Source organism: Haliea sp. E1-2-M8 (assembly GCF_030649675.1).
Taxonomy (GTDB): domain Bacteria; phylum Pseudomonadota; class Gammaproteobacteria; order Pseudomonadales; family Halieaceae; genus Haliea.
In genome coordinates, this window is sequence record NZ_JAUTDR010000007.1 from 13,831 (window position 1) to 38,241 (window position 24,411).

The following is a 24,411-nucleotide window of genomic DNA, read 5'->3' on the forward strand; positions in this document are numbered from 1 at the left end:
TTCGCCATGCCTAAAAGAACTGATATCCAAAGTATCCTGATCCTCGGCGCCGGGCCCATCGTCATCGGCCAGGCCTGCGAGTTCGACTACTCCGGCGCCCAGGCCTGCAAGGCGCTGCGGGAAGAGGGCTTCCGGGTGATCCTGGTGAACTCCAATCCCGCCACCATCATGACCGACCCGGCCATGGCGGATGCCACCTACATCGAGCCCATTACCTGGTCGACGGTCGCCCGCATTATCGAAGAGGAACGCCCGGACGCCCTGCTGCCCACCATGGGTGGCCAGACCGCGCTCAACTGCGCCCTGGACCTGGACCGGGAGGGCGTGCTGGAGAAATATGGCGTCGAGATGATCGGCGCCACCAAGGAATCCATCGACATGGCGGAAGACCGCCAGCTGTTCGACAAGGCGATGAAGCGCATTGGTCTGGAAACGCCGCGCGCGGCGCTGGCCCACAGCATGGAAGAGGCGTTTCAGGTCCTGGACCAGATCGGTTTCCCCTGCATCATCCGCCCCTCCTTCACCATGGGCGGCTCCGGCGGCGGTATCGCCTACAACCGCGACGAGTTCGAGCAGATCTGCACCCGCGGCCTGGACCTGTCGCCCACCAACGAACTGCTGATCGACGAATCCCTGATCGGCTGGAAAGAGTTCGAGATGGAGGTGGTGCGGGACAAGAACGACAACTGCATCATTGTCTGCGCGATCGAGAACTTTGACGCCATGGGGGTGCACACCGGCGATTCCATCACCGTGGCCCCGGCCCAGACCCTCACCGACAAGGAATACCAGATCATGCGCAACGCCTCGCTGGCGGTGCTGCGTGAAATCGGCGTCGAGACCGGCGGCTCCAACGTGCAGTTCGGCATGGACCCGAAAACCGGGCGCATGGTCATTATCGAGATGAACCCGCGGGTGTCCCGCTCTTCCGCCCTGGCCTCCAAGGCCACCGGCTTCCCCATTGCCAAGATCGCCGCCAAGCTGGCTGTCGGCTATACCCTGGACGAGCTGCAGAACGATATTACCGGCGGCGCGACCCCGGCATCCTTTGAGCCCGCCATCGATTACGTGGTCACCAAGATCCCGCGCTTTGCCTTCGAGAAATTCATTGCCGCCGACCCCCGCCTGACCACGCAGATGAAATCCGTGGGCGAGGTGATGGCCATCGGGCGCACCTTCCAGGAGTCGCTGCAGAAGGCCCTGCGCGGGCTGGAGGTGGGCTCCGCCGGCTTCGAACACATGGTGGACCTGGATGCCGAGGATGCCCGCGAAATCCTTATCAGCGAGCTCACTATCCCGGGTGCGGATCGCATCTGGTACATCGGTGACTCCTTCCGCGCCGGGATGACGGTGGACGAGGTCTACCAGTTCTCCGGGGTGGATCCCTGGTTCCTGGTGCAGATCGAGGACCTCGTGCGCACCGAAAACAGCCTCAAGACCGTTTCCCTCAACGAGCTGGACCGCGATGCCATCTTCCGCCTCAAGCGCAAGGGCTTCTCCGATGCGCGCCTGGCGGTACTGCTTGGGGTCAGTGAGCGCTCGATCCGCAGGCACCGCCAGCAGCTGGGCGTGCGCCCGGTATACAAGCGGGTGGATACCTGCGCCGCGGAATTCGCCACCGCCACCGCCTACATGTACTCAACCTACGAGGAAGAGTGCGAGGCCAATCCCACCGCGCGCGACAAGATCCTGGTGCTCGGTGGCGGTCCCAACCGCATTGGCCAGGGTATCGAGTTCGACTACTGCTGCGTGCACGCAGCCCTGGCCATGCGCGAGGATGGTTACGAGGCCATCATGGTCAACTGCAACCCGGAAACCGTCTCCACCGACTATGACACCTCGGACCGCCTGTACTTCGAGCCGGTGACCCTGGAGGATGTGCTGGAAATCATCGACCTGGAGCAACCGGTCGGCGTGATCGTGCAGTTCGGCGGCCAGACCCCGCTGAAGCTGGCCCGCGACCTCGAGGCCCAGGGGGTGCCCATTATCGGTACCTCCCCGGATGCCATCGACCGCGCCGAGGACCGCGAGCGCTTCCAGAAGATGATCCAGAAGCTGGGCCTCAAGCAGCCCGCCAATACCACCGTGCGCAGCGTCGACGAGGCGCTGGAAGCCGCCAATCGCATCGGCTACCCGCTGGTGGTGCGGCCCTCCTATGTGCTGGGCGGGCGCGCCATGGAAATTGTCTACCGCGAGGAAGACCTGTTGCGCTACATGCGCGACGCGGTGCAGGTATCCAACGACGCACCGGTGCTGCTGGACTCCTTCCTCAGCGCCGCGATCGAAGTGGATATCGACGCGGTCAGCGACGGCGAACACGTGGTGATCGGCGCCATCATGCAGCACATCGAGCAGGCGGGCGTGCACTCCGGTGACTCCGCCTGCTCCCTGCCCCCCTACAACCTGGCCCCGGAAGTGCAGGACGCGATGCGCGAGCAGGTCCGGCAAATGGCGCTGGAGCTGGGGGTGAAAGGCCTGATGAACGTGCAGCTGGCCTGGCAGGACGACGAAATCTACGTGATCGAGGTCAACCCCCGGGCCTCGCGCACGGTGCCCTTTGTGTCCAAGTGCATCGGCGTGTCCCTGGCCAAGGTCGCAGCGCGCTGCATGGCGGGCCAGAGCCTGGCGTCCCAGGGCTTCACCCAAGAGATCATTCCGCCCTATTACTCGGTGAAGGAAGCGGTAATGCCGTTCAACAAGTTCCCGGGGGTGGACCCGATCCTGGGGCCGGAGATGCGCTCCACCGGTGAGGTGATGGGCACCGGCGACACCTTTGCCGGCGCATTCGCCAAGGCCCAGCTCGGTGCCGGCGAACCACCACCGCGCAGCGGTACCGCGTTGATCAGCGTGCGCGACGTGGACAAGCCCGGCGCGGTTCAGGTGGCCCGCCAACTGGTGTCCCTGGGCTTCAAGTTGGCGGCGACCAGTGGCACCGCCAACGCGCTGGAAGCGGCGGGGCTGGAAGTGCGCCGGGTCAACAAGGTACTCGAAGGGCGTCCGCACATCGTTGACATGATCAAGAACGACGAGGCGGACCTGATCATCAACACCACGGAAGGTCGGCGCGCCACCGCGGATTCGGCGCCCATTCGCGCCAGTGCGGAGCAGCACCGGGTGTTCTACACTACGACTCTGGCCGCGGCCGAGGCCATGTGCATGTCGTTGAAACTGGAGACAGACAAGACGGTGCGCAGGCTGCAGGACCTGCACAGGAGTATCGGTGTATGAGCAAGGTACCCATGACAGTCAGCGGTGAGCGTCGCCTGCGGGAAGAGCTGGACCGGCTCAAACGGATCGAGCGCCCGCGCATCACCCAGGCCATCGCCGAGGCCCGGGAGCACGGCGACCTGAAGGAAAATGCCGAGTACCACGCCGCCCGCGAGCAGCAGAGCTTTGCCGAGGGACGGATCCAGGATATCGAGGGCAAGCTCGGCAACGCCCAGGTGATTGATGTCACCACGATCCCGCGTACCGGCAAGGTTATTTTTGGCACTACGGTAGAGCTGATCAATGTCGACACCGATGCGACGGTGACCTACCGCATCGTTGGCGAAGACGAAGCCGACGTCAAAAACAACCTGATCTCAGTGGGCTCCCCCATTGCCCGCGCCCTGATTGGCAAGGAGGAGGGTGACATTGTGGTGGTCAGGGCTCCCGCCGGGGATATCGAATACGAGATCGGCGAGGTGCTGCACATCTAAAAGAGGATGGGGACAGGTCTCGCCTGCGAGACCTGTCCCCATAGCCTCATCCAGGTCTCGCCTGCGAGACCTGTCCCCATAGCTTCATCCAAGTCTCGCCTGCGAGACCTGTCCCCATGGCCTCTCATTACCCCCGCTCGCGCTGGAACAGTTTCAGCTCGGTCAGTACCAGACGCGCCATCAGCCGCACCAGCAGGGCGTGATTCTCCCGGCGCATGTTGGCCAGCCCTTCATCGATATCACGATACAGCTGCTCGCGCTCGGCATCGGTCAGGCCCGGCGGCAGGGTGACGCTGATGCTCTGCTGTTCGGAGTCGCCGAGTTCGCTGTAGATGTTGCTGAGCTGGGTGGCGGCGAAGTCGATCAATGCCTGGTCCGCGCCGCGCGAAGCCAGTAGCTTGCGCAGTTCTCGGTCCAGCCACGCCATGCCCTGGGCGCGCTGGGAGGGGAAATCAAGTATGTCTCCCATGGATCGGTGTCCGCGTTCCTGTTGTCGCTCAATCCTAGCCCCGGTCTGTCCCGATGGGAAGTGCCCCTGCGGTGTTAGTCGACCTTTTCGGGGTGCGTGTCCAGGTTACTGGACAGTGGCGCTGCGGAGGATCCGGCGAGAGCCTGGCTACAGCACCCGAATCAGATTGGACAGCCGCGGATCCGGCTTTTTCGCCCGCTTCAGCAATAGCACGATATTGCCGACGCTTTGCACCAAAGTGGCGCCAGTCTCGGCGCAGAGGGCGGCGGCTGCGGCACTGCGGGCCTCCCGGTCGCCGACCGCGATCTTCACCTTGATCAGTTCGTGGTCGTCCAGCGCCCGTTGGACTTCCTGCAGGACGTTGTCGCTCAGGCCATTACCCGCAACTGTGACCACCGGCTTCAGCTTGTGGCCTATGGCGCGCAATTGTTTTTGGTCCAGACTGGCTTTCTTGCTCATGGGGTTTCCGCGCTACAATGGCGAGTTTTGGGGGCGAACAGTCTACACAAGCAGTGGCCTGACGCCTAGTTCCCGCATTCACCATCACCGGCAGCGGTCGGCGCAGCAAGGGCATTCATGGCCAGGAAGACATCCTCCAGCAAGGCGTGGCTCCGGGAGCACCGCAACGACCCCTACGTGCAGCGCGCCCAGCGCGAGGGTTATCGCTCCCGGGCCTGCTTCAAGTTGTTGGAAATACAGGAAAAAGACCGCCTGCTGAAGCCCGGCATGACCGTGCTGGACCTGGGCAGTGCCCCCGGCGGCTGGTCCCAGGTGGCGGCGCAGCTGGTCGGCCACCACGGCCGCGTGGTGGCTTCGGACATACTGCCCATGGACAGCATCGCCGGCGTTGAATTCATCCTCGGTGATTTCACCGAAGACGCAGTGTTCGCGCAGGTGCTCACGGCACTGGGCGCTGCGCCGGTGGAGGTGGTGATCTCCGACATGGCGCCCAACATGAGCGGAGTGAACGCTGTCGACCAGCCGCGGTCTATGTATCTGGTTGAGTTGGCTCTGGATATGTCGCGGCAGGTGCTGGCCCCGGGTGGGTCCTTTGTGGCCAAAGTGTTCCAGGGCGAGGGGTTCGACGAGATTTTTCGCGATACCAAGGCGCTGTTTGGCAAGGTGCTGACGCGCAAGCCCAAGGCGTCCCGGCCCCGGTCCCGCGAGGTCTACCTCGTGGCAAAGGAGTTTCGGGGCTGGGCTGGCGAGGGTTGAAACGTGGAGTCGCGGACCCATGTAGTGTACATTGGAAGTCTTTGTCTGCCGTTGCAATGAGCCCCTTTCCGGGCGCATCCGTATAACCGGCTATAATCAGGGAGAAACAGGCTGTCACGTCCGCCCTGCGGGGTGGTTTTTTGGTGAGGACACAGCGTTGAATGATATGGCGAAAAATTTACTCTTATGGCTGGTGATTGCTGCGGTTCTACTGTCGGTATTCAATAATTTCAACATGCAGAGCCCGACCCAGCAGGTCGGCTACTCGGATTTCATCCAGGAAATCCAGAACGAGCAGATCAAGAAGGTCGTGGTGGACGGCCTCACCATCAATGGTGAGCGCTTCGACGGCACGCGCTTCGAGACTATCCGCCCGATGGTCGAAGATCCCAAGCTGATCGACGACCTGTTGCAGCACAATGTCGAGGTTATCGGTCGCAAGCCCGAGACGCAGAGCGTCTGGACCCAGCTGCTGGTAGCCAGTTTCCCGATCCTGATCATCATCGCCGTATTCATGTTCTTCATGCGCCAGATGCAGGGCGGTGCGGGCGGCCGCGGCGGCCCCATGAGTTTCGGCAAGAGCAAGGCGCGCCTGCTCGGTGAAGACCAGATCACCACGACGTTTGCCGACGTGGCCGGTGTCGACGAAGCCAAGGAAGACGTGCAGGAGCTGGTCGAGTTCCTGCGCGATCCCGGTCGATTCCAGAAACTGGGTGGCCGCATTCCCCGCGGCGTGTTGATGGTCGGCCAGCCCGGTACCGGCAAGACCCTGCTCGCCAAGGCGATCGCAGGCGAAGCCAAGGTGCCGTTCTTCTCGATCTCGGGTTCCGATTTCGTGGAAATGTTCGTCGGCGTCGGTGCGTCCCGGGTGCGGGACATGTTCGACCAGGCCAAGAAACAGGCCCCCTGCATCATTTTCATCGATGAGATCGATGCTGTCGGCCGCCATCGTGGTGCCGGCCTCGGTGGCGGTCACGACGAACGCGAGCAAACCCTGAACCAGTTACTGGTGGAAATGGACGGCTTCGAGGTCAACGACGGCGTTATCGTCATTGCCGCCACCAACCGCCCCGACGTCCTGGACCCGGCTTTGCTGCGCCCCGGCCGCTTCGACCGCCAGGTCGTGGTGGGCCTGCCCGATATCCGCGGCCGCGAGCAGATTCTCAAGGTTCACATGCGCAAGGTGCCACTGGGGGAAGACGTGGCGCCCTCCAAGATCGCCCGCGGCACACCCGGATTCTCCGGTGCCGACCTCGCCAACCTGGTGAACGAAGCCGCCCTGTTTGCAGCCCGTACCGGGGTGCGCACCGTGGGCATGACCCAGTTCGAGATGGCCAAGGACAAGATCATGATGGGCGCGGAGCGCAAATCCATGGTCATGTCGGAGAAAGAGAAGCGCAATACCGCTTACCACGAGGCGGGGCACGCCATTGTCGGGCGCCTGGTGCCGGAGCACGACCCGGTCTACAAGGTCAGTATCATTCCTCGCGGTCGCGCCCTTGGCGTAACCATGTTCCTGCCGGAAGAGGACCGCTACAGCCACAGCCGGCGTCATATTATCAGCCAGATCTGCAGCCTGTTCGGTGGCCGTATCGCCGAGGAGATGACGCTGGGCAAGGACGGTGTTACCACCGGTGCCTCCAACGATATCCAGCGGGCGACCGAGATCGCGCGCAAGATGGTCACCAAGTGGGGCCTGTCGGAAAAACTGGGGCCGCTGATGTACGACGAAGCCGAAGAGGAGATCTTCCTCGGGCGCTCCGCCGGGCATCAGAACAAGTCCATCTCTGGCGAGACCGCCAAGGCGATCGATGAGGAGGTGCGCAGCATCATCGACGAGTGCTACGCCACCGCCCAGCGGATACTCGAGGAAAATATCGACAAGCTGCACGCCATGGCCGATGCCCTGATGCTGTACGAAACCATTGATGCCGACCAGATCGGCGACATCATGGAAGGGCGCACCCCGCGTGAGCCCAGTGACTGGGGCGGCACCGCCGGCGGCAGCAAGCCGGACAAGCCCGATACCCGCGCCAGCAAGGGGCAGGAAGGCGAAGCCGGCAGCCCCATTGGCGGCCCCGCCGGCGAACACTGACGCGCAACCCCTGTGAGCACTTCCCAGCGCCCGGCCCTTGATTGCGCCGGGCGTTTGCTTGATCTGTCCCGGCCGGTGGTCATGGGCATCGTCAATACAACCCCCGACTCCTTCTCCGACGGCGGCGCCCTCTACCGCAACGGCGCCCTCGACCTGGAACAGGCCTTCGCCCATGCGCGCAGGCTCTGTGAGGAGGGTGCAGCCATCCTCGACATCGGTGGCGAATCCACCCGCCCCGGTGCGGCCCCCGTGTCCCTGCAGCAGGAACAGGACCGGGTCCTGCCGCTGGTGGAGCGCATCGCGGCGGAGCTGGACGTCATTATTTCCGTGGATACCAGCAGCGCCGCCGTCATCCGCGACGCCGCCACCCTGGGTGCGGGTTTGATCAACGATGTGCGCGCGCTGGGCCGCGATGGTGCCCTGGAGGCTGCTGCCGCGACCGGCTTGCCCGTGTGCCTGATGCACATGCAGGGGCAGCCCGACACCATGCAGGCCGAGCCGCTCTACGCGGACGTTGTCGCCGAGGTGCGCGACTTTCTGACCGGGCGCATCGCAGCCTGTGTCGGCGCCGGGATCGACCGTCAGCGTCTGCTGCTGGATCCCGGCTTTGGCTTCGGCAAGACCGTGGCCCACAATCTGCAGCTGCTCGATCGCCTGCCGGAGCTGGCGCTTGAAGGGCTGCCGCTGCTGGTGGGGTTGTCGCGCAAGTCGCTGATAGGCAAAGTGCTGGCGCGGGATGCTCAGGGGGGCCCGCCTCAGGGGGGCCCGCCTCAGGGGGGCCCGCCTCAGGGGGGGCTGCCCCGGGACCGCCTGGCGGCCAGCCTGGCGCTGGCCGTGCTTGCAGTTGAGCGCGGTGCAGCTATAGTGCGTGCTCACGATGTGGCGGCGACAGTGGATGCGCTGGCCATGTGTGCAGCTATGAGAGAGTGGGGGCGGCATTGAGTAGACAGTACTTCGGCACAGACGGCATTCGCGGCAGAGTGGGTGAAGCCCCGATTACCCCGGATTTCATGCTCAAGCTGGGCTGGGCCTGCGGCCGGGTTTTTGCCCGCCTGGCGCGCAATGGCGCCCACAATACCGTCATTATCGGCAAGGACACCCGGGTCTCCGGGTACATGTTCGAGTCCGCCCTGGAGGCGGGCCTGGTGGCCGCTGGCGTGGACGTGAAACTGCTGGGCCCGATGCCGACCCCGGCGGTGGCCCTGATGACCCGCACCCAGAACGCAGTCGCGGGTATTGTCATCAGCGCGTCGCACAATCCCTACTACGACAACGGCATCAAATTCTTTTCCTCCCAGGGCTCAAAGCTCCCCGACGACATCGAGCACGCCATAGAGCGCGAACTGGAGTGCGCTCTGGAGGTAGTGCCGTCGCGGGATATCGGCAAGGTAGTGCGGGTGGCGGATGCCGCGGGCCGCTATATCGAGTTCTGCAAGGCCACCGTCCCCGACAGCTTCACCCTGCGCGGCTTGAAGATCGCTGTCGACTGTGCGCATGGCGCGACCTACCACATAGCACCCAATGTGCTGGTGGAGCTTGGCGCCGAGGTGGTCAGTATGGGCGTGCAACCCGACGGTTTTAACATCAACGAAGGCGTGGGCTCAACGGATACCGCCCAGCTCTCCGCCCTGGTGCGGGACACCGGCGCCGATATCGGTATTGCTTTCGACGGCGACGGCGATCGCGTGCTCTTTATTGACGTCGATGGCAGTTTGGTGGACGGCGACGAATTGCTCTATATCATCGCAACCCACCGGGCGGTCAATGGCACTTCCGAGTCCGGCGTGGTCGGTACCCTGATGTCCAACCTGGGTCTGGAGCTGGCCCTGCGCGACCTCGGTCTGGAGTTCGTCCGCGCCCGGGTCGGCGACCGCTACGTGAAAGAACTGATGGAAGCCCACGGCTGGCGCCTGGGCGGTGAGTCCTCGGGCCATATCATCTGCGCCGACCACACCACTACCGGCGACGGCATTGTGGCGGCCTTGCAGGTGCTGGTAGCGCTCAGGGAATCCGGGCGCAGCCTGGCAGAACTGCGCTCCGGCATGCGCAAATGCCCCCAGGCCATGATTAATGTACCGGTCAACGGCCGCTTTGTACTCGCCGAGCTGCCCGCGGTCGCGGCCGCGGTCAAGGCCACCGAGCAGGCCCTGTCCAGCCGCGGCCGGGTGCTGCTGCGGCCCTCTGGCACCGAGCCACTGGTGCGAGTGATGGTGGAGGGTGAGGATGCCGTCGAAGTAGAGCGCCTCTGCGAGGGGCTCGCGATCGACGTTGCGGCAGCTCTGCGGGCTGCCTTGTAAGAGGTCACCAACTTGGGTAACATTGCGGCCCGATTTGCCGCCGGGGGCACTCAATGCGTCGACCGCTAGTGATGGGCAACTGGAAGATGCATGGCACCCGGGGCAGCGTCAGGCGGCTGCTCAAGGAGATCGCCGTTGCTGGCGAATCCCAGGCCGCCGAGGTCGTGGTTTGCCCCGCGTTTGTGCACCTGCAGCAGGCGTTGAACCTGTGCGAAGGCACCGCCGTCAGCGTTGGCGCCCAGGATTGCAGCCATATGACTGCAGGGGCGTTCACCGGGGAAGTTTCCGCGGAAATGTTGCTGGACCTCGGCTGTCGCTGGGTCATTCTCGGTCATTCCGAGCGGCGCCAGTATCACGGTGAATCCGACGACCTGGTCGCTGCCAAGCTTGCCGCCGCGCTGCAGGCACGCCTGCTGCCGGTGGTCTGTGTTGGTGAAACCCAGGAAGAGCGCGAGGCTGGCGAGGCGGAATACGTGGTGTCGCGACAGTTGCGCGGCGCGTTGGAGGCTCAGGCGGGGCTGCAGCAGGTGGTGGTCGCCTACGAACCGGTGTGGGCGATTGGCACCGGCCTCACGGCGACGCCAGCAGAGGCCCAGGACATGCACGCATTTATTCGCGCGCAGCTGGGCGAGATTGCCGGGGCCGACCCGGACGCCATGCGTGTTTTGTATGGCGGCAGTGTCAAGGCCGCGAATGCGGCAGAGTTGTTCGGGCAGCCGGATATTGACGGCGCCCTGGTTGGCGGGGCATCCCTGGATGCCAATGAATTCCGGCAGATTGTGGCCGCCGCGGGTGGGCCACAGTAGGTTGGCAAATTGATCAGGAAGCCCTTGCGGGCGAAGGTGTTATGGAACAGATTATTCTTATAGTGCATCTGCTGATCGCACTGGCCATCATCGGCCTCATCATGCTGCAGCAGGGCAAGGGAGCGGACGTCGGTGCTTCCTTTGGAGCAGGCGCTTCCCAGACGCTGTTTGGCAGTGGCGGCAGTTCCAATGCGTTGACCAAAGCCACAGCCTGGCTGGTGGTGTTGTTCTTTGTTACCAGCTTCGGTCTGGCGATGTTGGCCTCCCAGAAGACCGCGGTGGTAGACGAACTGGACCTGGTGATTCCGGCTGCAGAGGAACGTATGGTGCCGGTACTGGATTCCGACCTGCCAACCGTGGATAATGCCGATCCCGCCGCGGTGCCCTCGGGTGCCGATGTGCCGGAGCTGTAGTTTTGAGGTAAGTAACCTCGTTTTTTTGCCGAAGTGGTGGAATTGGTAGACACGCTATCTTGAGGGGGTAGTGGGCATTGCCTGTGCGGGTTCGAGTCCCGCCTTCGGCACCATTTGAGTCATCCAGGAACGTCCCAGAAAGTCCTGAATTGTCCGATAAAGCCCTGTTTATACAGGGCTTTTTTCGTTGTGGCTGTTCCAGGCGCCGCCGAGGGCGTCCATTGGCTGCCTGGAAAGGACGGTGCTATATTTAGTGCTATCCCGGTTCAATTTTTCCGAGGTAGCACCAAAAATGGCGCTCACAGATACCCAGATCAGGCAGCTGAAACCGCAGGAGAAAGACGTCTGGCTGACGGACGAGAAGGGGTTGCGGTTGCTCCTGAAATCCAATGGCGCCAAATACTGGCGCCTCAAATACCGCTACCTGGACAAGCAGAAGACCCTGGCCCTGGGGGTGTACCCGGAAGTGTCGCTGAAAGCGGCACGTGAGGCGGTGCTGGACGCCCGGCGTCAGCTCGCCAACGGCGTCGATCCCGGGCAGGCCAAGAAGCAGGAGAAGCGCCAGCGGCTGCTCGACACCGGCAATACCTTCGGCGTCCTGGCCCGGGAGTGGTGGGAGCAACAGCGGGGTACATGGACCGCGGATCACTCCGCCCGGGTCTGGGGCCGGCTGGAAAGCGACGTGCTGCCGACGCTGGGTAGCGAGCCGATCCTGGGCATCCAGCCCCAGGACGTCATTGCGGTGGTGCGCAAGATCGAGCAGCGGGACGCGCTGGATGTCGCCTCCCGCGTGCTGCAGGATATCCGCCGGGTCTGCCGCTACGCCGTGCAGACCGGCCGCCTGACCCAGAACCCGGCGACCGAACTCACCGGCATCCTCAAGACCCGTATCTCCAACCACCGCCACTCCCTGCCCCGGGAGGAACTGCCCGGGTTCCTGCAGGCCCTGGAGGAGTACGGGGACCGGGGACGCCTGCTGACCCAGCTGGCAATCCAGCTGCTGGTACTCACCTTCGTCCGCTCCGGCGAGCTGCGCGGTGCCCGCTGGGAGGAGTTCAACCTGGGCGACCGGCTGTGGCGCATTCCCGCGTCGCGGATGAAGATGCGCTCGGATCACCTGGTGCCCCTGTCACTGCAGGCCGTCGCCGTGATTGCCCGGGTCCAGCCCATTACCGCGCGCTTTGCCCTCGTCTTCCCCTCCGAGCGCAACCGGCAGGAACCGATGAGCGACAACACCATGCGCCGGGCGATCTTCAAGCTGGGCTACGACGGCACCGTGCCCGGCAAGAGCAAGGCCGTCCCCCACGGCTTCCGCGCCACCGCGGCCTCCATCCTCAACGAGACCGGCTTCAACCCGGACGCGATCGAACGCCAGCTGTCCCACATGGAGCGCAACGGCGTGCGCGCCGCCTATACCCACCATGCCCGCTACCTCGATGAGCGGCGGGAGATGATGCAGTGGTGGGGGAATTACCTGGATCAGTTGCGCAGTGGGCGCTCCAATGTGGTGCCGGGCAGCTTTGGTACGGGAAGCCGGGCACAGGCTGACGGCAGCGGGCTCAGTGAGGTGGCGAAGCCATGAGTGATCTACAAGTACAGATATTCACCAGCCAGGATGGCAGCGCTCAGTTGGAGGTGGCGCTGGAGCGGGATACGGCGTGGCTGAGCTTGGACCAGATGACTGCATTGTTCCAGCGCGACAAGTCGGTCATCTCCCGCCATCTTCGCAATGTGTTCACCGAGGGCGAACTCCAGCGGGAGGCAGTTGTTGCAAAAAATGCAACAACTGCTGCAGACGGCAAGACCTATCAGATCGACTACTACAACCTCGATGTCATCATTTCCGTAGGTTACCGGGTCAAGTCTCAGCGCGGTGTACAATTTCGACAGTGGGCCACCCGGAACTGTTCGGCCAGGTGCGTGGTGAGGGTCTGGCGTCGGCCTTGGCTACGATTGAGCAGGGCTTCGGTGACGAGCTGTTCTATCCCAACGTAGCCACCCGTGCCGCGCACCTGCTGTACTTCGTGATCAAGAACCACCCGCTGGCCGACGGCAACAAGCGCTGCGGCTCCTTCCTGTTCCTGTGGTACCTGCGCCGCAATCAGGCGTTGCTGGCGAAGCCGGTAGAGCAGTTGATCAACGACAATACCCTGGTGGCCCTTGCCTTGCTGGTGGCGGAGAGCCTGCCGGACCAGAAAACTTTGATGATCCGATTGATTGAACACTTCATCCTGCTGCACGAGCCGGCGGTGGACGAGGACTGAGGCATGACTGAAGACCAACACTTCCCGCCTTTGGCAAACAGGATAGACAGTCACCAGCAGTACCGGGACTGTCGACGGCGTTCCTCGGGGCCCAGCCAACGCCACGGTCAGGTTTTTTCGACCGGGGTCCATCTTCCCACCTCGCAGCGCGCACTGACGGTCAGTGTGTTCTGCCCCTTTCACTCAGGAGGCCACTCTACCCAGCCTTGGGCTGGCTAACCGTTGGTTTGCACGGGCCAGTTTTCTGCCGAAAACACACCGTGCTGTCTATGGCCAGACACATTCAGGTCGACCGGGATTGGTGTCCCGTGATCGCCATATCAACATCTTGTCGGGTCAGCACCCTCAAGCGACAATTCTCAAAGTTCCTGAAGCCATAGGCCATCTTCGAGATCATTTCCAGCTGGTTGTGGATGCCCCCGTTAATGATGAAGAGCCAGGTCGATTAGCGATGTACAAACGAACTGGCGGCGTGGCCGTGCACTGGGCTTTTCCTGTGACCCGGTTCCTGAATATCAGAAAAATCCGCAAGATAGGTTGACCCGTTTGCGTTGGGCTCCGTACACTGCCCAGAAATAAGTGGGTCAAACTCGATACTCTCTCGGAATGTCAGGGTTCTGGCCGCTCCATATAGGAACTAGCGGCTCGCGATCCTCACCGTCTCGAACTGCAATCTCGAATAAAAGGGCAACCCATGCCAGTCTTGTCAAAAGCCGTCTCCCTGGTGACGGCCTTTCTCTTACTCTTTGTTGCAACCACTTCGGCTTACGCCCATACCAACTCCGTCGGTTTTGATCTCGTCGACGAGGGCGACGGGAGCTGCACCCTCGAGTGGTACTACGGTTCCTGGCATTCTCGAGCGCTTTCGCCTCAGGGCGCATTCTCACTGTACACCCTTGAGGCGGGTGGAGATCCCGCAGATGTAGACGCCTATACTGTCGAGGCCTACGGCACCGGTGGTGAGATTCGCAACGAAACCAACTTTTTCACCTGGCCGGGCAAGGACACCGCAAACATCACGCTGCCCAGTGACATCGAACTGGGTTCCACTGTGTTCTACCAACAGGATGGCAACGCCAATACCGACATCGCGGACGCCGGTTTTCAGCCCGGCGTCAACTATTTCTTTACTGACGATGGTGGGGCCACGCTGACGGATATTAGCGGGCAGAACAACGTAACCTATTCACACCAGTCCGCGACCGTCGCGACTGTCCAGTCGGGAACCTACCGTGGCTTCTACGACGGAGTCGGGGCCTGGGACGCGGTGCAGCCCCCGAACAGCACCCCCACGATCACAGCCACCTTCGAGCCTGAACCTGCGATTCAGCAAGGCCTGATCACGGTGGCTAGTGGCTGCCGGGTGTTCTTCGGCGCCGTGCCGACCATCCTGATCGAATCTTTCGTGGGCGACAATGGCTTCTCCACAAACGATTTTGTGGCCTCTCCGCGCTCGGGGGCGATCACGGGTACCGTGGACAGCGCCAACTCCGACGCCAGCACCCTTACGGTCACCTTCAGCGCAACTCCCTTTACGCTGAGCGATCCTGAACTCGAAATCAACGGCGATGACTGGGTCCTGGCGCTGCCCGGACCTATCGATGCGGGCAACCACGAGGTGACCGCAACCGTGCAGAACAACAACGGAGTTGTCGTCAGCGATACGATTACCCTGAAGATCGTGGCTGCCTCAATAGAAAGCATTGCCGAGGACGACGGTCTGTCGCAAAACGATTTCCGCACCAGTGATACAACGCTGCTGATCCACGGGCTGCTCTCGGCCTCCTCCGCTTCCAGTTTCACGGTCGAATTCAACGGCGTGCTCCACACTCTGGGCGGAGTCGCGCCCCAGGACGCTCTGCTGACGAATTCCGGTGATGACTGGGTGTTGGACGTCACCGGCACAACCCTCGAAACTGGCATGTATACGGTGACAGCCACGGCGGTCGAAGGAGGCGAGACGTTCACCGCCACGCAGGCAATCGAAGTCGTCGAAGCCCCCGCCTTGCCAACCTTCGTGTCGGTCACCGAAGACACCGGCACCGGTGGAGATTTCATCACCACAGACGATACGCTCATAATCCAGGGAACCTTCGAGTCGAGCGCAACGGCGACCTTCACAATCGAATTGGGGGGCATCAACTACTCACTGGCCGGCAGCTCGCAACTGACCAGCGACGGCGACAATTGGACTCTCAATCTCCAGGGCAGGGCGCTCGGGGAGGGTGCCTTCACTGCCAAGGCGACCGCGACCAACAGTGGTGGTTGGCCTTCCAAGGCTCTTCGGGAAATCCTTGTCGTTGCTGCAGGCGACAGCGACGGCGATGGGCTTCCGAATGACGAGGATCCGTTCCCGAAGGCAATCACCGACACTGGTGGCGGTACCGAAGGTGAGCCGGTGTCCATGAGCATCACGCCAGAGTCGGTCAATTCGAGTTGTTCAATCGACGAGACCAAGTTTGATTCGGACGCGCCGCATCCCGAGCCGAACGATCTCATCTCGCTGGGCAGGGCGGTGGGCTTTGAACTTGCCGGATGCAATGCTGGCGAGACCGTCGAGATATCCATCGATTTTGGCCAGCCGTTCCCCGAGGGGTCCCGGGTGCACAAGGTCACCATGGAAGAGGGCTGGAGTGCTCCTATCAATGCCGTCATCAATGGGTCGGTAATCACCTACTCGATCACCGACGGTGGGGCGCTAGACGTTGATGGAATGGCCAACGGCATCATAGTCGACCCCATCTCAACCGCGGTGCCGCCGATCGGACATTCCGGCTCCTCCGTGCCGATACCCTCTCTGCCGTCCTGGCTGCTGGTCGTGCTGTCGCTGCTGATGGGCCTCCTCGTGTACTTCCACCGAGGCCGTTTTGGCAGCGCCTGATCGCCCGCGGATCCTGCCGCATTGCTGGGGCAGGATTAACCGCAGCAGTTTTTCCTGGTTTTGACTCTTCCGCACGGCCCGATTTCCTTCGGGCCGTCGCGCCCCTGCTGTCGGATTCAGGACCACCATCCGCCTACAGGAAGCACTGAAGCTTGTCGATGTCCGGGTCCTAGACCCCATAATCGTGGGTACGGATGGCGTGTACCCCATCGCTGAGAAGGGCCAAATTTGAAGTGATGCTGTGCCGGAAACGGTGCAGCTTTTTTCTTTCTGGCTTCGATACCAGACCCTTGCCATCGGCCTCCCAGGCCCGTTGGTGCCTGTCGACACCATCTCCGCCATGCCACTGGTGAACCGCCAGACACCTGCCCCAGATGCCGAGTGAAACACTATTGATCATCGCGTAAACCTAGGACTAAACTGACACAAATAACAATAGGTCCATAGGGCTTTCGACCTTTACTCCGACCATGCCGGGCTCGAAGCGCAAGGCGCCCTGACGGTGAAAGACCTCCCGCTATTCGGCCTTAGCCTGAACTGGTCGCTGTTGACGGCGCTGATGGAAACCAGCCACTGGGCCCGCGAGTCCGCCACAGGGGAGATCGACGAGCCCCGGAACCCGCTCGCCTGGATCGAGTCCGGCCCCTTGCGTGACGTCATGCCACTCGCCGTCGGCGTTCCTGCGACTCCAGCGAGTGACCGCGAAGCCCTTCCAGGCAGCTATCGCAACGAGATCTATGGAGGGGAGTTCCCAACGGGTTCCTGGCTGCAGGTGGATGGGCTGGCGCTTCCTGATTTCATGATCGAAATCGAACTGCAAGCGCACAGTCCCTGAAGATCTAGATGTACGTTTTAAACCAACTATTTGTCCAGACGAGCAAAGCTCGGATATTCGTAACGCCCGCGACAATCTGGCTCAGGGGCATGATCACCCGTTGCTCATGCGGTTTCGGTATGCCGCCCTTCACAGAACTCTTCGATCATCTTGCGATTAAATGCCGGAATGTCGTCCGGGTTGCGGCTGGTGACCAAGCCATTATCGACGACAACCTCTTCGTCTACCCAGTTCACACCGGCGTTTTTCAGATCTGTCTGAATGCTGGGATAGGACGTCATTGTACGGCCCTTGACGACGCCGGCTTCCACTAGCACCCATGGGCCGTGGCAGATCGCGGCGACCGGCTTGACGCTGTCCTCATTGAAAAAGCCCTGCACAAAATTCACCGCATCCTTGTTGGCGCGAAGGGCGTCCGGATTAAACAGGCCGCCTGGCAGCACCAGTGCGCTGTAGTCACTTGCCGACACATCGGTCACGACCTTGTCGACAGCGATGGAGTCGCCCCAATTGTCGGAATTCCAGCCCTTGATGCTGCCGCTTGCAAGTGACACGACATCGACGGTGGCTCCGGCATCGATGAGTGCCTGCCGGGGCTTGAACAGTTCACTCTGTTCGAAACCGTCTGCCGCCAGAATCGCGACCCTCTTGCCAGCGAGTTTTTTTGAGTCAGACATGGATTGCTCCTTGTATTTCATTGAGTTGATTGTGCGCCAGTTCGATGGCGCGATGCTCTCCTGTGGCCCGGATCACCAACCGTCACGGGGCCATCGGTGAATGGTAGACAACAGGCGGCAAGCCGTCGTTCCGGTTGAAAGGGACATTACTGCCCGGGGGCCAATGGAAAGCCAACCCCACTCGCGATTCCGCATCCCTGTTCTATACTGATTGTGCGAACTTACACAGGCTTTTTCATAGATCAGCTTTATTTCGGTCAACCAGAAATCAGGATATGGCAATGATTATCAATTGCGTAAAATCGATGTCCACCGCGGCACGGATCGGGGTCCTTTTTCTGGTCATTGCTATTCCCGTCCAGGCGATGCCGGAGTTCGCTCGTCGCAACAACATGAGTTGTGCCGCCTGTCACTCGGCGGTGCCGAAGCTGAACAAATTCGGTGAGATCTTCGCCTCCAATAACCTGCAGCAGCCCAACTGGCGGGAAACGGCACTGGACCTCGGGGATGAGCGCCTGGCTCTGCCGCGCTATCCCCCCCTGGCTATCCGGATGCAGGGATATGTCCAGGCGAGGGAGGGTGAATCCGTCGATCCGCTGACCGGCGAGACCGAGTCCGCGTCCACCGACTTCCAGTCCCCCTACCTGATCAAGTTGCTCTCCAGCGCCCCTCTCAGCGAGAACATCTCCTATTATTTCTATGCCATCTTTGCCGAGAAGGGCGGCAACGGGGAGGTCCTGATCGAGGACGCCTGGTTTCGCCACCGCGACATCTTCGGGACGGGCATCGGGATGCAGCTCGGCCAGTTCCAGCTGTCCGATCTGATGTTCCCCAGGGAGGTTCGGCTGCCCTTCCAGGACTTCATGGTCTACCGCATGGCTGGCGTCACCTACGACCGCGGTGTGCTCTTCGACCGGGCGATCGGCGGGCTGGATCTTGGCATCGGCCTGGTCAATGGCAACGGCATCGAGGAGAACCTCGATATCAACAGTCCCGGGTATCGCCGTCCCGACAACATGTTCGACAACGACACCTCCAAATCCGTCTTCGGCCGCGTGGGCACGGAAATAGGGCCTGTGGCGGCGGGGCTCTTTGCCTTGTCCGGCAAGCAGCAGGCGGTCGCTGAGGGCGATGCCGGCCTGATCGACAGTAACCGCGAGACGGACAAGCGGGCGCTGGGTGTGGACCTGTCGGGGCAATTCGGCTCCCAGACCCACTGGTATGCGCAATATCTCTGGAATTCCTGGGATGGGTTTCTCGACGCGGACCCTGGCAAGGACTACCGCTGGCATGGAGGGTTTTTGGGGGTCGACTATATACCCAGCGATCTGTGGGCCTTCTCCCTGTTGTACAACTATGCTGATGCCGGCGACCTGGCCGACACGGACACGATATACGAGGGTATCGAAATCAACAGCCTGAGCTTCACCACCTCCTATTACTTCATGCGCAACCTGAAAGGCGTCATCGAGGTGAACCTGGATATGCTCGACGAGGAAAACAAGACCGGTGAGTACTGGACGGGTCATCTTACCCGCGAGAACTACATCCTGGTGGGCTTCGATGCCGCGTTTTAGGCCACCCCTTGCATGGTGGCCGATACTGATCGCTGCACTTGCGATTGCGCCCTGTAGGGGAGACGACGATACCACCCGGAACTTTTCTGTCGCCACAGACCCATCGGGCGCCGCTGTGTGGGTGATGGGCGAGAAGGTGGGTACCACGCCGTTGCAACTCAGAGAGCGAACCATCTATCCCAATGATTTTCCCGACGACAAGGCTCATCTGTACGGTACGATCACCTTGCGCCGGGACGACTGCGACACCCAATTGTATCGCGTCAATGAAACCGATATCAGAAATGGCTTGAGCATCAGCCTGGACTGCCGGCCGGGCACGGTGACTGCCAGCCTCGAGTCACCGCAGGAATCTGGTTCGAGAGTTTCCTCTACTCCGATTTCCGCGGATGAGACCATGTCCGAGAAAAAACTGCGTCAGTTGCGGGTGCTGCAGGAACTGTTCGACGAGGGCATTATCACGGCGGACGAAGAGCGTCGGATCCGCCGCCGGGTTTTTGGCACCCCCTGAGCAGTTCTCGCCATTCTCAATCCGCAGTGAAGTAATCAGCAAGGCTTATCAGCTTCAGGTCCAGCTGGTTTACCATCCATTTCCCCTGGACCTTTTCCACGTAAAGCGTATAAGTGCCATTGGCAACCGACACATTGGTGACAGCTCCGGTTGCAGGGTTGACAGGGTCAGGATCGAAGATCGTTCGCGTGGCGCTCAGGTAGGCCGAGAGTGTTCCTGTCCTGCCTTTCGTTTCAACCTTGAAGTTAGTGAGCATGTGCTGACCGCGGGAGATGGAAAGCCCCGTAACGGGGTTCCGCGGCACTGCAGGATCGACGATATTTTCGGCCCAGGCGAGCGGGCCCACGACGCTTACCAGAGGAGCATCATTGAAGTCCGTACCCGCCGGCCAGAGGTTGAAAATTGCGTCCTCGGTAAAACACTCCTGGTAGATTTCCAGTCCGTCAATGAACGCGTCCGGGTTGCCCGGTTCGCCAAAGGCGTCGGTGCCCTCTCCGTAACAGAGCATGAGATCAATGACCTCGTTCTTGACCTGCAGGTTTTCCCCCGCCGAAGCGACCGCTGGGGACAATCCGATCGCCAATCCCAGCACGACCGAGAGCCAGGCCCGGGGCAGGAATCGTGATGTTGGCCTTTCAAGCATAGTTGGAGTCATCGTGCTGCTTCCTTATGTGGTTTAAGCTGAAGTTGTGAGGCATCTTTTCGTTTCGGTTTGAAGAGCCCGGCCTGCCGAAACAGGCTGGGCTCTTCAGGTGTTATGCGTTGCTGCGCGGCGCTAAATGCAGCTTGAATTAGGGTTCGGCTCGCTTACCGGCCCCCAAAACTCGACTTTGATCCCGTCGGGATCGAAGAAGAACACGATGCCGACACTACCGACGGTGGCGCCGCCGCCGATCGGCCACGCTTGCTCAAAACCGAGCCTGTTCATCTCCTCTATGGTCGCGTTCAGATCGTCTACGTAGAATGCGATCCTGTCGATGCCGAGGTGATTCACCGGTGGTGAGTAAGGCGGCGCGAAGTTGAAGGGAGTCTTCCACTGGCGTAGCTGGAGTGTAGCCTCATTGTCACCGAGCGGAGCAGGGTCGCCTGGGAGGCTTACGTCCACGCCTTCGAACTCGATCGGATCGTCAAACCCGTGGGCTTCGGCGAAGGGGCCGGCGCCATACTGCGAGCCGTCCTCCTCTTGGGTAAACCCCAGTAGCCGGTAGAACTCGCGTGACCTTTCAAGATCAGCCACGTTCATGTTCGTGTTCACCAGGCGTACCAGGTCTGGCCCGGCGGTTGTGTTGCCACTCTCCTCGATCAACTTGAAGAAGGTGCCATCCTGATCCTTCAGGAACACGAACCGCTCACCGTTCGGCGCTGTAGTCGGCGGCGAAACGAATTCGATGCCTTGGTCCACGAGGTAGTCGTAGTCACCATTGAGGTCGGTGGTGGCGTAGGTGGCGTAGGCCATCCCGATGTGGTTCAGGTTGGCGTAGGGGGGATCATCGCGATAGAACTCCTCCCTGAATCCCACCGTGTCGATCCACGGTGGGGCACCGTCAAGGCTTGTCAGCGCGACGCGGATCAGGTAGTTGTCCGGAAACCCAAGCGACTGCGCAAAGCTTTTGCACTGCTCCGGACCTGCCGGATAGATGTCAGGTGCGAATCCCAACGTATCGTAGAAAGCTAGCTGCTCAAAAAAATCGCTGGTGTTGAGTCCGAAGTACATTTTGGCCCTGACATTGACATCGGACTCGGTGAACTGGGTCACGCGAACGCCGAGGGTCCCGCCTGGCTTGCCGCGAACGCTCACCTCGATTGTATTCTCCGGATAGAGGTCCAGCGGCACGACGATCTCGCCGTCTCCGCGGAAGTCCTCTGGCCCGACAACGTCGACACCGTTGACCTTGATTCTCGCGTTGATGATGCCATCGTCCTGAAGCACCAGTTCCGCAGGGCCTCCGATGGCCCTGAATTCAGCCGAGTCGCTCGTCGGTGCTCCTCGCTCGCGCTCGTAGATCTTCGGCCCGAAGCGGGTCAGGTTGGCATCTCCTGCTGAGGCGGTGGACACTAGCGCAAAAATGCCCAGACATAGCGCTGATCCAGTTGCTTTGAGACCTGCAGCTAGACCAGTGCGGCTATCTTTTATGCTGTTCATGGATATCTCTCCTGAGACAAGAAATTATTTCATTCACGGCTGGTAGAACCTCCGAAAAACCAAGATTCCGACACGTTTTTTCATGATGCTCTTTACTACCTTTATAGATGACTCACATCTAAATATAGCCACTTGTTTGCGTCCTGCAAGTTTGTTTTGCGCGTGGCATCGTATTGAGAAATTCCGCCCTGACGTTCCTGCCGCAGTGCACCGGGGATTTCAGCAACGCGAAACCTCACCTCGCCCGTAGTTCGGCTGGGGCGCCGTGGCTTGGTTCCTTTTGGGAACCTTAAAAACGTGGCTTCCTGCAAAACGGGGTTACAAACGCGCTGGTTTTTTTCCCCAGGCGGGCACACAAAGCTCACCGCGGCACTCGGGGCGGCGATGACATTACAACTTGAGGGTGTTGTGCTTTTACGAAGGGGGGAAAGCGTTATGCGGGGAACTTGGCGATACCTCTCACCCCCGATTCGCCACGCGAAGTCGAAGGTGGGGGTTGACGCTATTTAGCAGTTTTTGGGCGTCATATCGAAAAATCAGCGCATGGATTCCAGCGCAAGGACTTTACACAGGCAAGCTTGCGGTTTCTTCATCCAGGCCTGCCGGATCAATGCGCCATCTGCTGGCGCAACGGCCCTTCGCAGGCGTCGATGTTTTTCATTACCTCGTCAAAGGGTCGGCGGTTATCCCAGGTGCAGGTCATGGTGGGGCCCACCAGATCGCTGTTGGGAGTGCGGGTGTACTGGCCGCGCACCTGGCAGCCGCCATCGACGGGTCCGAGTATCTCGTACCTGTAGCCGGCGTTGTATGCCGGGGCGGTAACGAAATTGGCCGGTTCGCAGGTGCGGAAGCGCTCGCGGAAGGTGTCGCGGTCTACCAGGGATTTGCGCAAGGCCGCCAGCCCTTTCAGGTCCACCGCGGCCGCCAGCGCCCGGGACTGTGCCGTTTGCGGTTCATCGCCCGGTGTATCCGCCATGACGAGGAAGCGCTCCTCCGTCACCACCAGTGCTCCGGGTACCTCGATACCCCGGGGCAGGTCGCCGGGCCCGATACGGACGAACAGCGGCTGGCTCGCCAGCGTATCCTCTGCCAGCGTGCCTTTGTGGACCGCTTCGCGCAGTAGCGGAAGCAAGCCGGTGGGTATGCCGCCCTGGTCGACGATGATGATGGCAGCGCCGTCGCCGTAGCCGGCGGTGGCCATGGCACGGGCTTTCTTGCCGTAGCCGGACGCCTTCTGTTCCACCTCGCCACGGGGCGTGCCGGCCGCCTCTGCGGGCAGGAAGCTGGCGAGCGTGGCCGCATCCACGGGCGGTTGGGGCTCGACCCGGGCGAAAGGATCATAGAGTACCCGCAGCGGCTCGGTCCCGGTTCCGTAGCTGCGCAGTGTCTCCGCACCCAGGACCTCCAGCACCGGCATGACGTCGTCGGCGCTCAAATCACCCTTCTCGTTGTCCCTGGTGAGCCGTAGCCAGACAACCAGCCTTCCCGCCGGCAGGAAGGCATCGAGGAACTGGTCACGCCGCATTTTGGTCGTCTCGGTAAACAGGGGCAGCCCCTGCCATTCGTGCCGCTCAAGGTCGCCAGCGGCGACCCGGGATTGAAATCCCTGGACAACATCGGGGGCGACGGCGCCGACATCGGTAATCCAGAGGCGAAGACTGCCGGGCTCGCCGTAGTAGCTGAGCATGGCGCGCTCGGCGCCACTGGTGAGGGTGCGCAGACGCGGCTCCCGCTCGGTTTCGAAGCCCGCTGCGGATTTCGGCAGTAAAGCGGTAAGTTCCGCGGCATGGACCGCAGAAACAGAGAGCGAGCACAGGGCGGCGCAGATAAATACGAACAGTTTGTTATGCATGGGGTCTCCTCGGTGTCCGGCCGGGGGCTCCGTCGTCGGCAACAGGCGGACCTCCGGGGTTGAATTTGGAGGTAAAACAGCCAGGCGGGGCGCTGTGGCCGCGCCAGATGCGAAAATGCCCCCGGGCGCAAAAATTCGTGCTGAGGGGGCATGTTGCGTGCAGGGTAACGGGCCTGGTTTCCCAAGTCCACAGCTGATACGGGGAGCGCCCGGGTGTTTGTGACCTACCTTCGCGCTTCCGGAAAAAACCGACCGAACAACACGTCATAGAACTCGTACTGTTCCTTTATGCCGAGTTTCTGCTCCTGCCGCAGGCGCTGGGAGAGGATAGCCACCAGCATTTTCACGCCTGCGCAGGGGGAATCGGCGATCATCGGAAAAGTTCGCTGCAGGGGCAATTTCTTCAGCCGCTCCATCAACTCCGGGTCGACTTCCTGCTCGATGCTGTTGTCCGCCAGGTTCTGCAGGTAGTAGGCGCAAAACTGAGCTCGCCACTGCTTGTTGAACCAGGGTTCATGCTCGAGCAGTGGATAGAGATTATTCCCGAGTAACCGCGCGCAGGTTTGCGGATGGCGCGTCGCCATCGCCACGCTTTTATCAATGGAAAGATTCCTGGCCATCTGCGCCCCCTGGCATCGTCGATCGACAACATGAAGTCTGGGCACTTGCTTTTCA

Annotated in this window: 23 protein-coding genes, 1 tRNA gene and 1 pseudogene; 17 read left to right on the forward strand and 8 right to left on the reverse strand. The window is 61.4% G+C overall.

Annotated elements, in window-relative coordinates; all coding sequences use genetic code 11:
• The first annotated feature begins 6 nt into the window (after positions 1 to 6).
• Positions 7 to 3,228 carry a carbamoyl-phosphate synthase large subunit gene (carB, locus tag Q6D67_RS07375; protein ID WP_304704953.1) on the forward strand — a complete coding sequence of 1,074 codons (3,222 nt, stop codon included), beginning with the start codon at positions 7 to 9 and terminating at the stop codon, positions 3,226 to 3,228.
• The gene (gene greA / locus Q6D67_RS07380; RefSeq protein WP_304704954.1) at positions 3,225 to 3,701 is read left to right on the forward strand and encodes a transcription elongation factor GreA; all 477 of its coding nucleotides are present in this window, start codon (positions 3,225 to 3,227) and stop codon (positions 3,699 to 3,701) included. The genes carB and greA overlap by 4 nt, the downstream gene beginning before the upstream one ends.
• A gap of 127 nt (positions 3,702 to 3,828) precedes the next feature.
• Here the strand turns inward: greA and Q6D67_RS07385 are convergent, their stop codons facing one another.
• Positions 3,829 to 4,170 (reverse strand): hypothetical protein, encoded by a 342-nt coding sequence (locus tag Q6D67_RS07385; RefSeq protein ID WP_304704955.1) that lies wholly within the window; start codon positions 4,168 to 4,170, stop codon positions 3,829 to 3,831.
• A gap of 147 nt (positions 4,171 to 4,317) precedes the next feature.
• A complete protein-coding gene (gene yhbY, locus Q6D67_RS07390; protein WP_304704956.1) occupies positions 4,318 to 4,629 on the reverse strand; it encodes a ribosome assembly RNA-binding protein YhbY in 312 nt (103 codons plus the stop codon).
• Positions 4,630 to 4,746: 117 nt separating this feature from the next.
• On the opposite strand from yhbY, the gene rlmE reads away from it, so the two are divergent.
• The 10 genes from rlmE to Q6D67_RS07440 all read left to right on the forward strand — a co-directional run bounded on the left by rlmE (position 4,747) and on the right by Q6D67_RS07440 (position 13,260).
• Positions 4,747 to 5,385: a 23S rRNA (uridine(2552)-2'-O)-methyltransferase RlmE gene (gene rlmE, locus Q6D67_RS07395; protein ID WP_304704957.1), complete on the forward strand. Its 639-nt coding sequence runs from the start codon at positions 4,747 to 4,749 to the stop codon at positions 5,383 to 5,385.
• 166 nt (positions 5,386 to 5,551) lie between these two features.
• Positions 5,552 to 7,480 carry an ATP-dependent zinc metalloprotease FtsH gene (gene ftsH / locus Q6D67_RS07400; RefSeq protein WP_304705095.1) on the forward strand — a complete coding sequence of 643 codons (1,929 nt, stop codon included), beginning with the start codon at positions 5,552 to 5,554 and terminating at the stop codon, positions 7,478 to 7,480.
• A gap of 81 nt (positions 7,481 to 7,561) precedes the next feature.
• Positions 7,562 to 8,422, forward strand: a complete 861-nt coding sequence (gene folP, locus Q6D67_RS07405) for a dihydropteroate synthase (RefSeq protein ID WP_304705096.1) — start codon at positions 7,562 to 7,564, stop codon at positions 8,420 to 8,422.
• Positions 8,419 to 9,777 carry a phosphoglucosamine mutase gene (gene glmM / locus Q6D67_RS07410; RefSeq protein WP_304704958.1) on the forward strand — a complete coding sequence of 453 codons (1,359 nt, stop codon included), beginning with the start codon at positions 8,419 to 8,421 and terminating at the stop codon, positions 9,775 to 9,777. The genes folP and glmM overlap by 4 nt, the downstream gene beginning before the upstream one ends.
• A 53-nt stretch (positions 9,778 to 9,830) precedes the next feature.
• On the forward strand, positions 9,831 to 10,583 hold the full coding sequence (gene tpiA, locus Q6D67_RS07415) for a triose-phosphate isomerase (RefSeq protein WP_304704959.1): 753 nt from the start codon (positions 9,831 to 9,833) through the stop codon (positions 10,581 to 10,583).
• Positions 10,584 to 10,624: 41 nt separating this feature from the next.
• A complete protein-coding gene (gene secG / locus Q6D67_RS07420) occupies positions 10,625 to 10,996 on the forward strand; it encodes a preprotein translocase subunit SecG (RefSeq protein WP_304704960.1) in 372 nt (123 codons plus the stop codon).
• 27 nt (positions 10,997 to 11,023) lie between these two features.
• A tRNA-Leu gene (locus Q6D67_RS07425) sits at positions 11,024 to 11,109 on the forward strand.
• A 179-nt stretch (positions 11,110 to 11,288) separates the two neighbouring features.
• Entirely contained in the window at positions 11,289 to 12,578 is a 1,290-nt protein-coding gene (locus Q6D67_RS07430; RefSeq protein WP_304704961.1) for an integrase arm-type DNA-binding domain-containing protein, read from the forward strand.
• Positions 12,575 to 12,991 (forward strand): virulence RhuM family protein, encoded by a 417-nt coding sequence (locus Q6D67_RS07435; RefSeq protein WP_304704962.1) that lies wholly within the window; start codon positions 12,575 to 12,577, stop codon positions 12,989 to 12,991. The genes Q6D67_RS07430 and Q6D67_RS07435 overlap by 4 nt, the downstream gene beginning before the upstream one ends.
• On the forward strand, positions 12,940 to 13,260 hold the full coding sequence (locus Q6D67_RS07440; protein ID WP_304704963.1) for a type II toxin-antitoxin system death-on-curing family toxin: 321 nt from the start codon (positions 12,940 to 12,942) through the stop codon (positions 13,258 to 13,260). The genes Q6D67_RS07435 and Q6D67_RS07440 overlap by 52 nt, the downstream gene beginning before the upstream one ends.
• A 283-nt stretch (positions 13,261 to 13,543) precedes the next feature.
• On the opposite strand, the pseudogene Q6D67_RS21755 reads toward Q6D67_RS07440, so the two are convergent.
• Positions 13,544 to 13,699, reverse strand: a pseudogene (locus tag Q6D67_RS21755) (transposase); the annotation flags it as partial.
• A 255-nt stretch (positions 13,700 to 13,954) separates the two neighbouring features.
• Here Q6D67_RS21755 and Q6D67_RS07450 point away from each other — a divergent pair.
• The 3 genes from Q6D67_RS07450 (at position 13,955) to Q6D67_RS07455 (ending at position 16,976) form a co-directional block, all read left to right on the forward strand.
• Positions 13,955 to 16,141 carry a choice-of-anchor U domain-containing protein gene (locus Q6D67_RS07450; RefSeq protein WP_304704965.1) on the forward strand — a complete coding sequence of 729 codons (2,187 nt, stop codon included), beginning with the start codon at positions 13,955 to 13,957 and terminating at the stop codon, positions 16,139 to 16,141.
• A gap of 127 nt (positions 16,142 to 16,268) precedes the next feature.
• Complete coding sequence (locus tag Q6D67_RS21760) at positions 16,269 to 16,373, forward strand: JAB domain-containing protein (protein WP_370551938.1); 105 nt, start codon at positions 16,269 to 16,271, stop codon at positions 16,371 to 16,373.
• Positions 16,374 to 16,643: 270 nt separating this feature from the next.
• Positions 16,644 to 16,976, forward strand: coding sequence for a hypothetical protein (locus Q6D67_RS07455; protein WP_304704966.1), 333 nt, complete (start codon positions 16,644 to 16,646; stop codon positions 16,974 to 16,976).
• Between the two features lie 104 nt (positions 16,977 to 17,080).
• On the opposite strand, the gene Q6D67_RS07460 is transcribed toward Q6D67_RS07455, so the two are convergent.
• Positions 17,081 to 17,653, reverse strand: coding sequence for a type 1 glutamine amidotransferase domain-containing protein (locus Q6D67_RS07460; RefSeq protein WP_304704967.1), 573 nt, complete (start codon positions 17,651 to 17,653; stop codon positions 17,081 to 17,083).
• 281 nt (positions 17,654 to 17,934) lie between these two features.
• On the opposite strand from Q6D67_RS07460, the gene Q6D67_RS07465 reads away from it, so the two are divergent.
• Entirely contained in the window at positions 17,935 to 19,230 is a 1,296-nt protein-coding gene (locus Q6D67_RS07465; protein WP_304704968.1) for a hypothetical protein, read from the forward strand.
• 124 nt (positions 19,231 to 19,354) lie between these two features.
• Positions 19,355 to 19,741: a hypothetical protein gene (locus tag Q6D67_RS07470; RefSeq protein ID WP_304704969.1), complete on the forward strand. Its 387-nt coding sequence runs from the start codon at positions 19,355 to 19,357 to the stop codon at positions 19,739 to 19,741.
• A 16-nt stretch (positions 19,742 to 19,757) separates the two neighbouring features.
• On the opposite strand, the gene Q6D67_RS07475 is transcribed toward Q6D67_RS07470, so the two are convergent.
• The 4 genes from Q6D67_RS07475 to Q6D67_RS07490 all read right to left on the reverse strand — a co-directional run bounded on the left by Q6D67_RS07475 (position 19,758) and on the right by Q6D67_RS07490 (position 24,356).
• On the reverse strand, positions 19,758 to 20,396 hold the full coding sequence (locus Q6D67_RS07475) for a nuclear transport factor 2 family protein (protein WP_304704970.1): 639 nt from the start codon (positions 20,394 to 20,396) through the stop codon (positions 19,758 to 19,760).
• A gap of 120 nt (positions 20,397 to 20,516) precedes the next feature.
• Entirely contained in the window at positions 20,517 to 21,884 is a 1,368-nt protein-coding gene (locus Q6D67_RS07480) for a VOC family protein (protein ID WP_304704971.1), read from the reverse strand.
• A 607-nt stretch (positions 21,885 to 22,491) separates the two neighbouring features.
• Positions 22,492 to 23,736, reverse strand: a complete 1,245-nt coding sequence (locus Q6D67_RS07485) for a hypothetical protein (RefSeq protein ID WP_304704972.1) — start codon at positions 23,734 to 23,736, stop codon at positions 22,492 to 22,494.
• A gap of 224 nt (positions 23,737 to 23,960) precedes the next feature.
• The gene (locus Q6D67_RS07490; protein WP_304704973.1) at positions 23,961 to 24,356 is read right to left on the reverse strand and encodes a hypothetical protein; all 396 of its coding nucleotides are present in this window, start codon (positions 24,354 to 24,356) and stop codon (positions 23,961 to 23,963) included.
• Between the last annotated feature and the right edge of the window lie 55 nt (positions 24,357 to 24,411).

Coding starts and splice junctions, on each gene's coding strand:
- carB (WP_304704953.1), top strand. CDS start 7: ATGCCTAAAAGAACTGATATCCAAAGTATCCTGATCCTCGGCGCCGGG.
- Q6D67_RS07450 (WP_304704965.1), top strand. CDS start 13,955: ATGCCAGTCTTGTCAAAAGCCGTCTCCCTGGTGACGGCCTTTCTCTTA.
- tpiA (WP_304704959.1), top strand. CDS start 9,831: ATGCGTCGACCGCTAGTGATGGGCAACTGGAAGATGCATGGCACCCGG.
- rlmE (WP_304704957.1), top strand. CDS start 4,747: ATGGCCAGGAAGACATCCTCCAGCAAGGCGTGGCTCCGGGAGCACCGC.
- ftsH (WP_304705095.1), top strand. CDS start 5,552: ATGGCGAAAAATTTACTCTTATGGCTGGTGATTGCTGCGGTTCTACTG.
- Q6D67_RS07465 (WP_304704968.1), top strand. CDS start 17,935: ATGATTATCAATTGCGTAAAATCGATGTCCACCGCGGCACGGATCGGG.
- Q6D67_RS07460 (WP_304704967.1), bottom strand. CDS start 17,653: ATGTCTGACTCAAAAAAACTCGCTGGCAAGAGGGTCGCGATTCTGGCG.
- secG (WP_304704960.1), top strand. CDS start 10,625: ATGGAACAGATTATTCTTATAGTGCATCTGCTGATCGCACTGGCCATC.
- Q6D67_RS07485 (WP_304704972.1), bottom strand. CDS start 23,736: ATGCATAACAAACTGTTCGTATTTATCTGCGCCGCCCTGTGCTCGCTC.
- Q6D67_RS07385 (WP_304704955.1), bottom strand. CDS start 4,170: ATGGGAGACATACTTGATTTCCCCTCCCAGCGCGCCCAGGGCATGGCG.
- Q6D67_RS07430 (WP_304704961.1), top strand. CDS start 11,289: ATGGCGCTCACAGATACCCAGATCAGGCAGCTGAAACCGCAGGAGAAA.
- Q6D67_RS07480 (WP_304704971.1), bottom strand. CDS start 21,884: ATGAACAGCATAAAAGATAGCCGCACTGGTCTAGCTGCAGGTCTCAAA.
- folP (WP_304705096.1), top strand. CDS start 7,562: ATGGGCATCGTCAATACAACCCCCGACTCCTTCTCCGACGGCGGCGCC.
- Q6D67_RS07435 (WP_304704962.1), top strand. CDS start 12,575: ATGAGTGATCTACAAGTACAGATATTCACCAGCCAGGATGGCAGCGCT.
- Q6D67_RS07475 (WP_304704970.1), bottom strand. CDS start 20,396: ATGACTCCAACTATGCTTGAAAGGCCAACATCACGATTCCTGCCCCGG.
- Q6D67_RS07470 (WP_304704969.1), top strand. CDS start 19,355: ATGGGCGAGAAGGTGGGTACCACGCCGTTGCAACTCAGAGAGCGAACC.
- Q6D67_RS07490 (WP_304704973.1), bottom strand. CDS start 24,356: ATGGCCAGGAATCTTTCCATTGATAAAAGCGTGGCGATGGCGACGCGC.
- greA (WP_304704954.1), top strand. CDS start 3,225: ATGAGCAAGGTACCCATGACAGTCAGCGGTGAGCGTCGCCTGCGGGAA.
- yhbY (WP_304704956.1), bottom strand. CDS start 4,629: ATGAGCAAGAAAGCCAGTCTGGACCAAAAACAATTGCGCGCCATAGGC.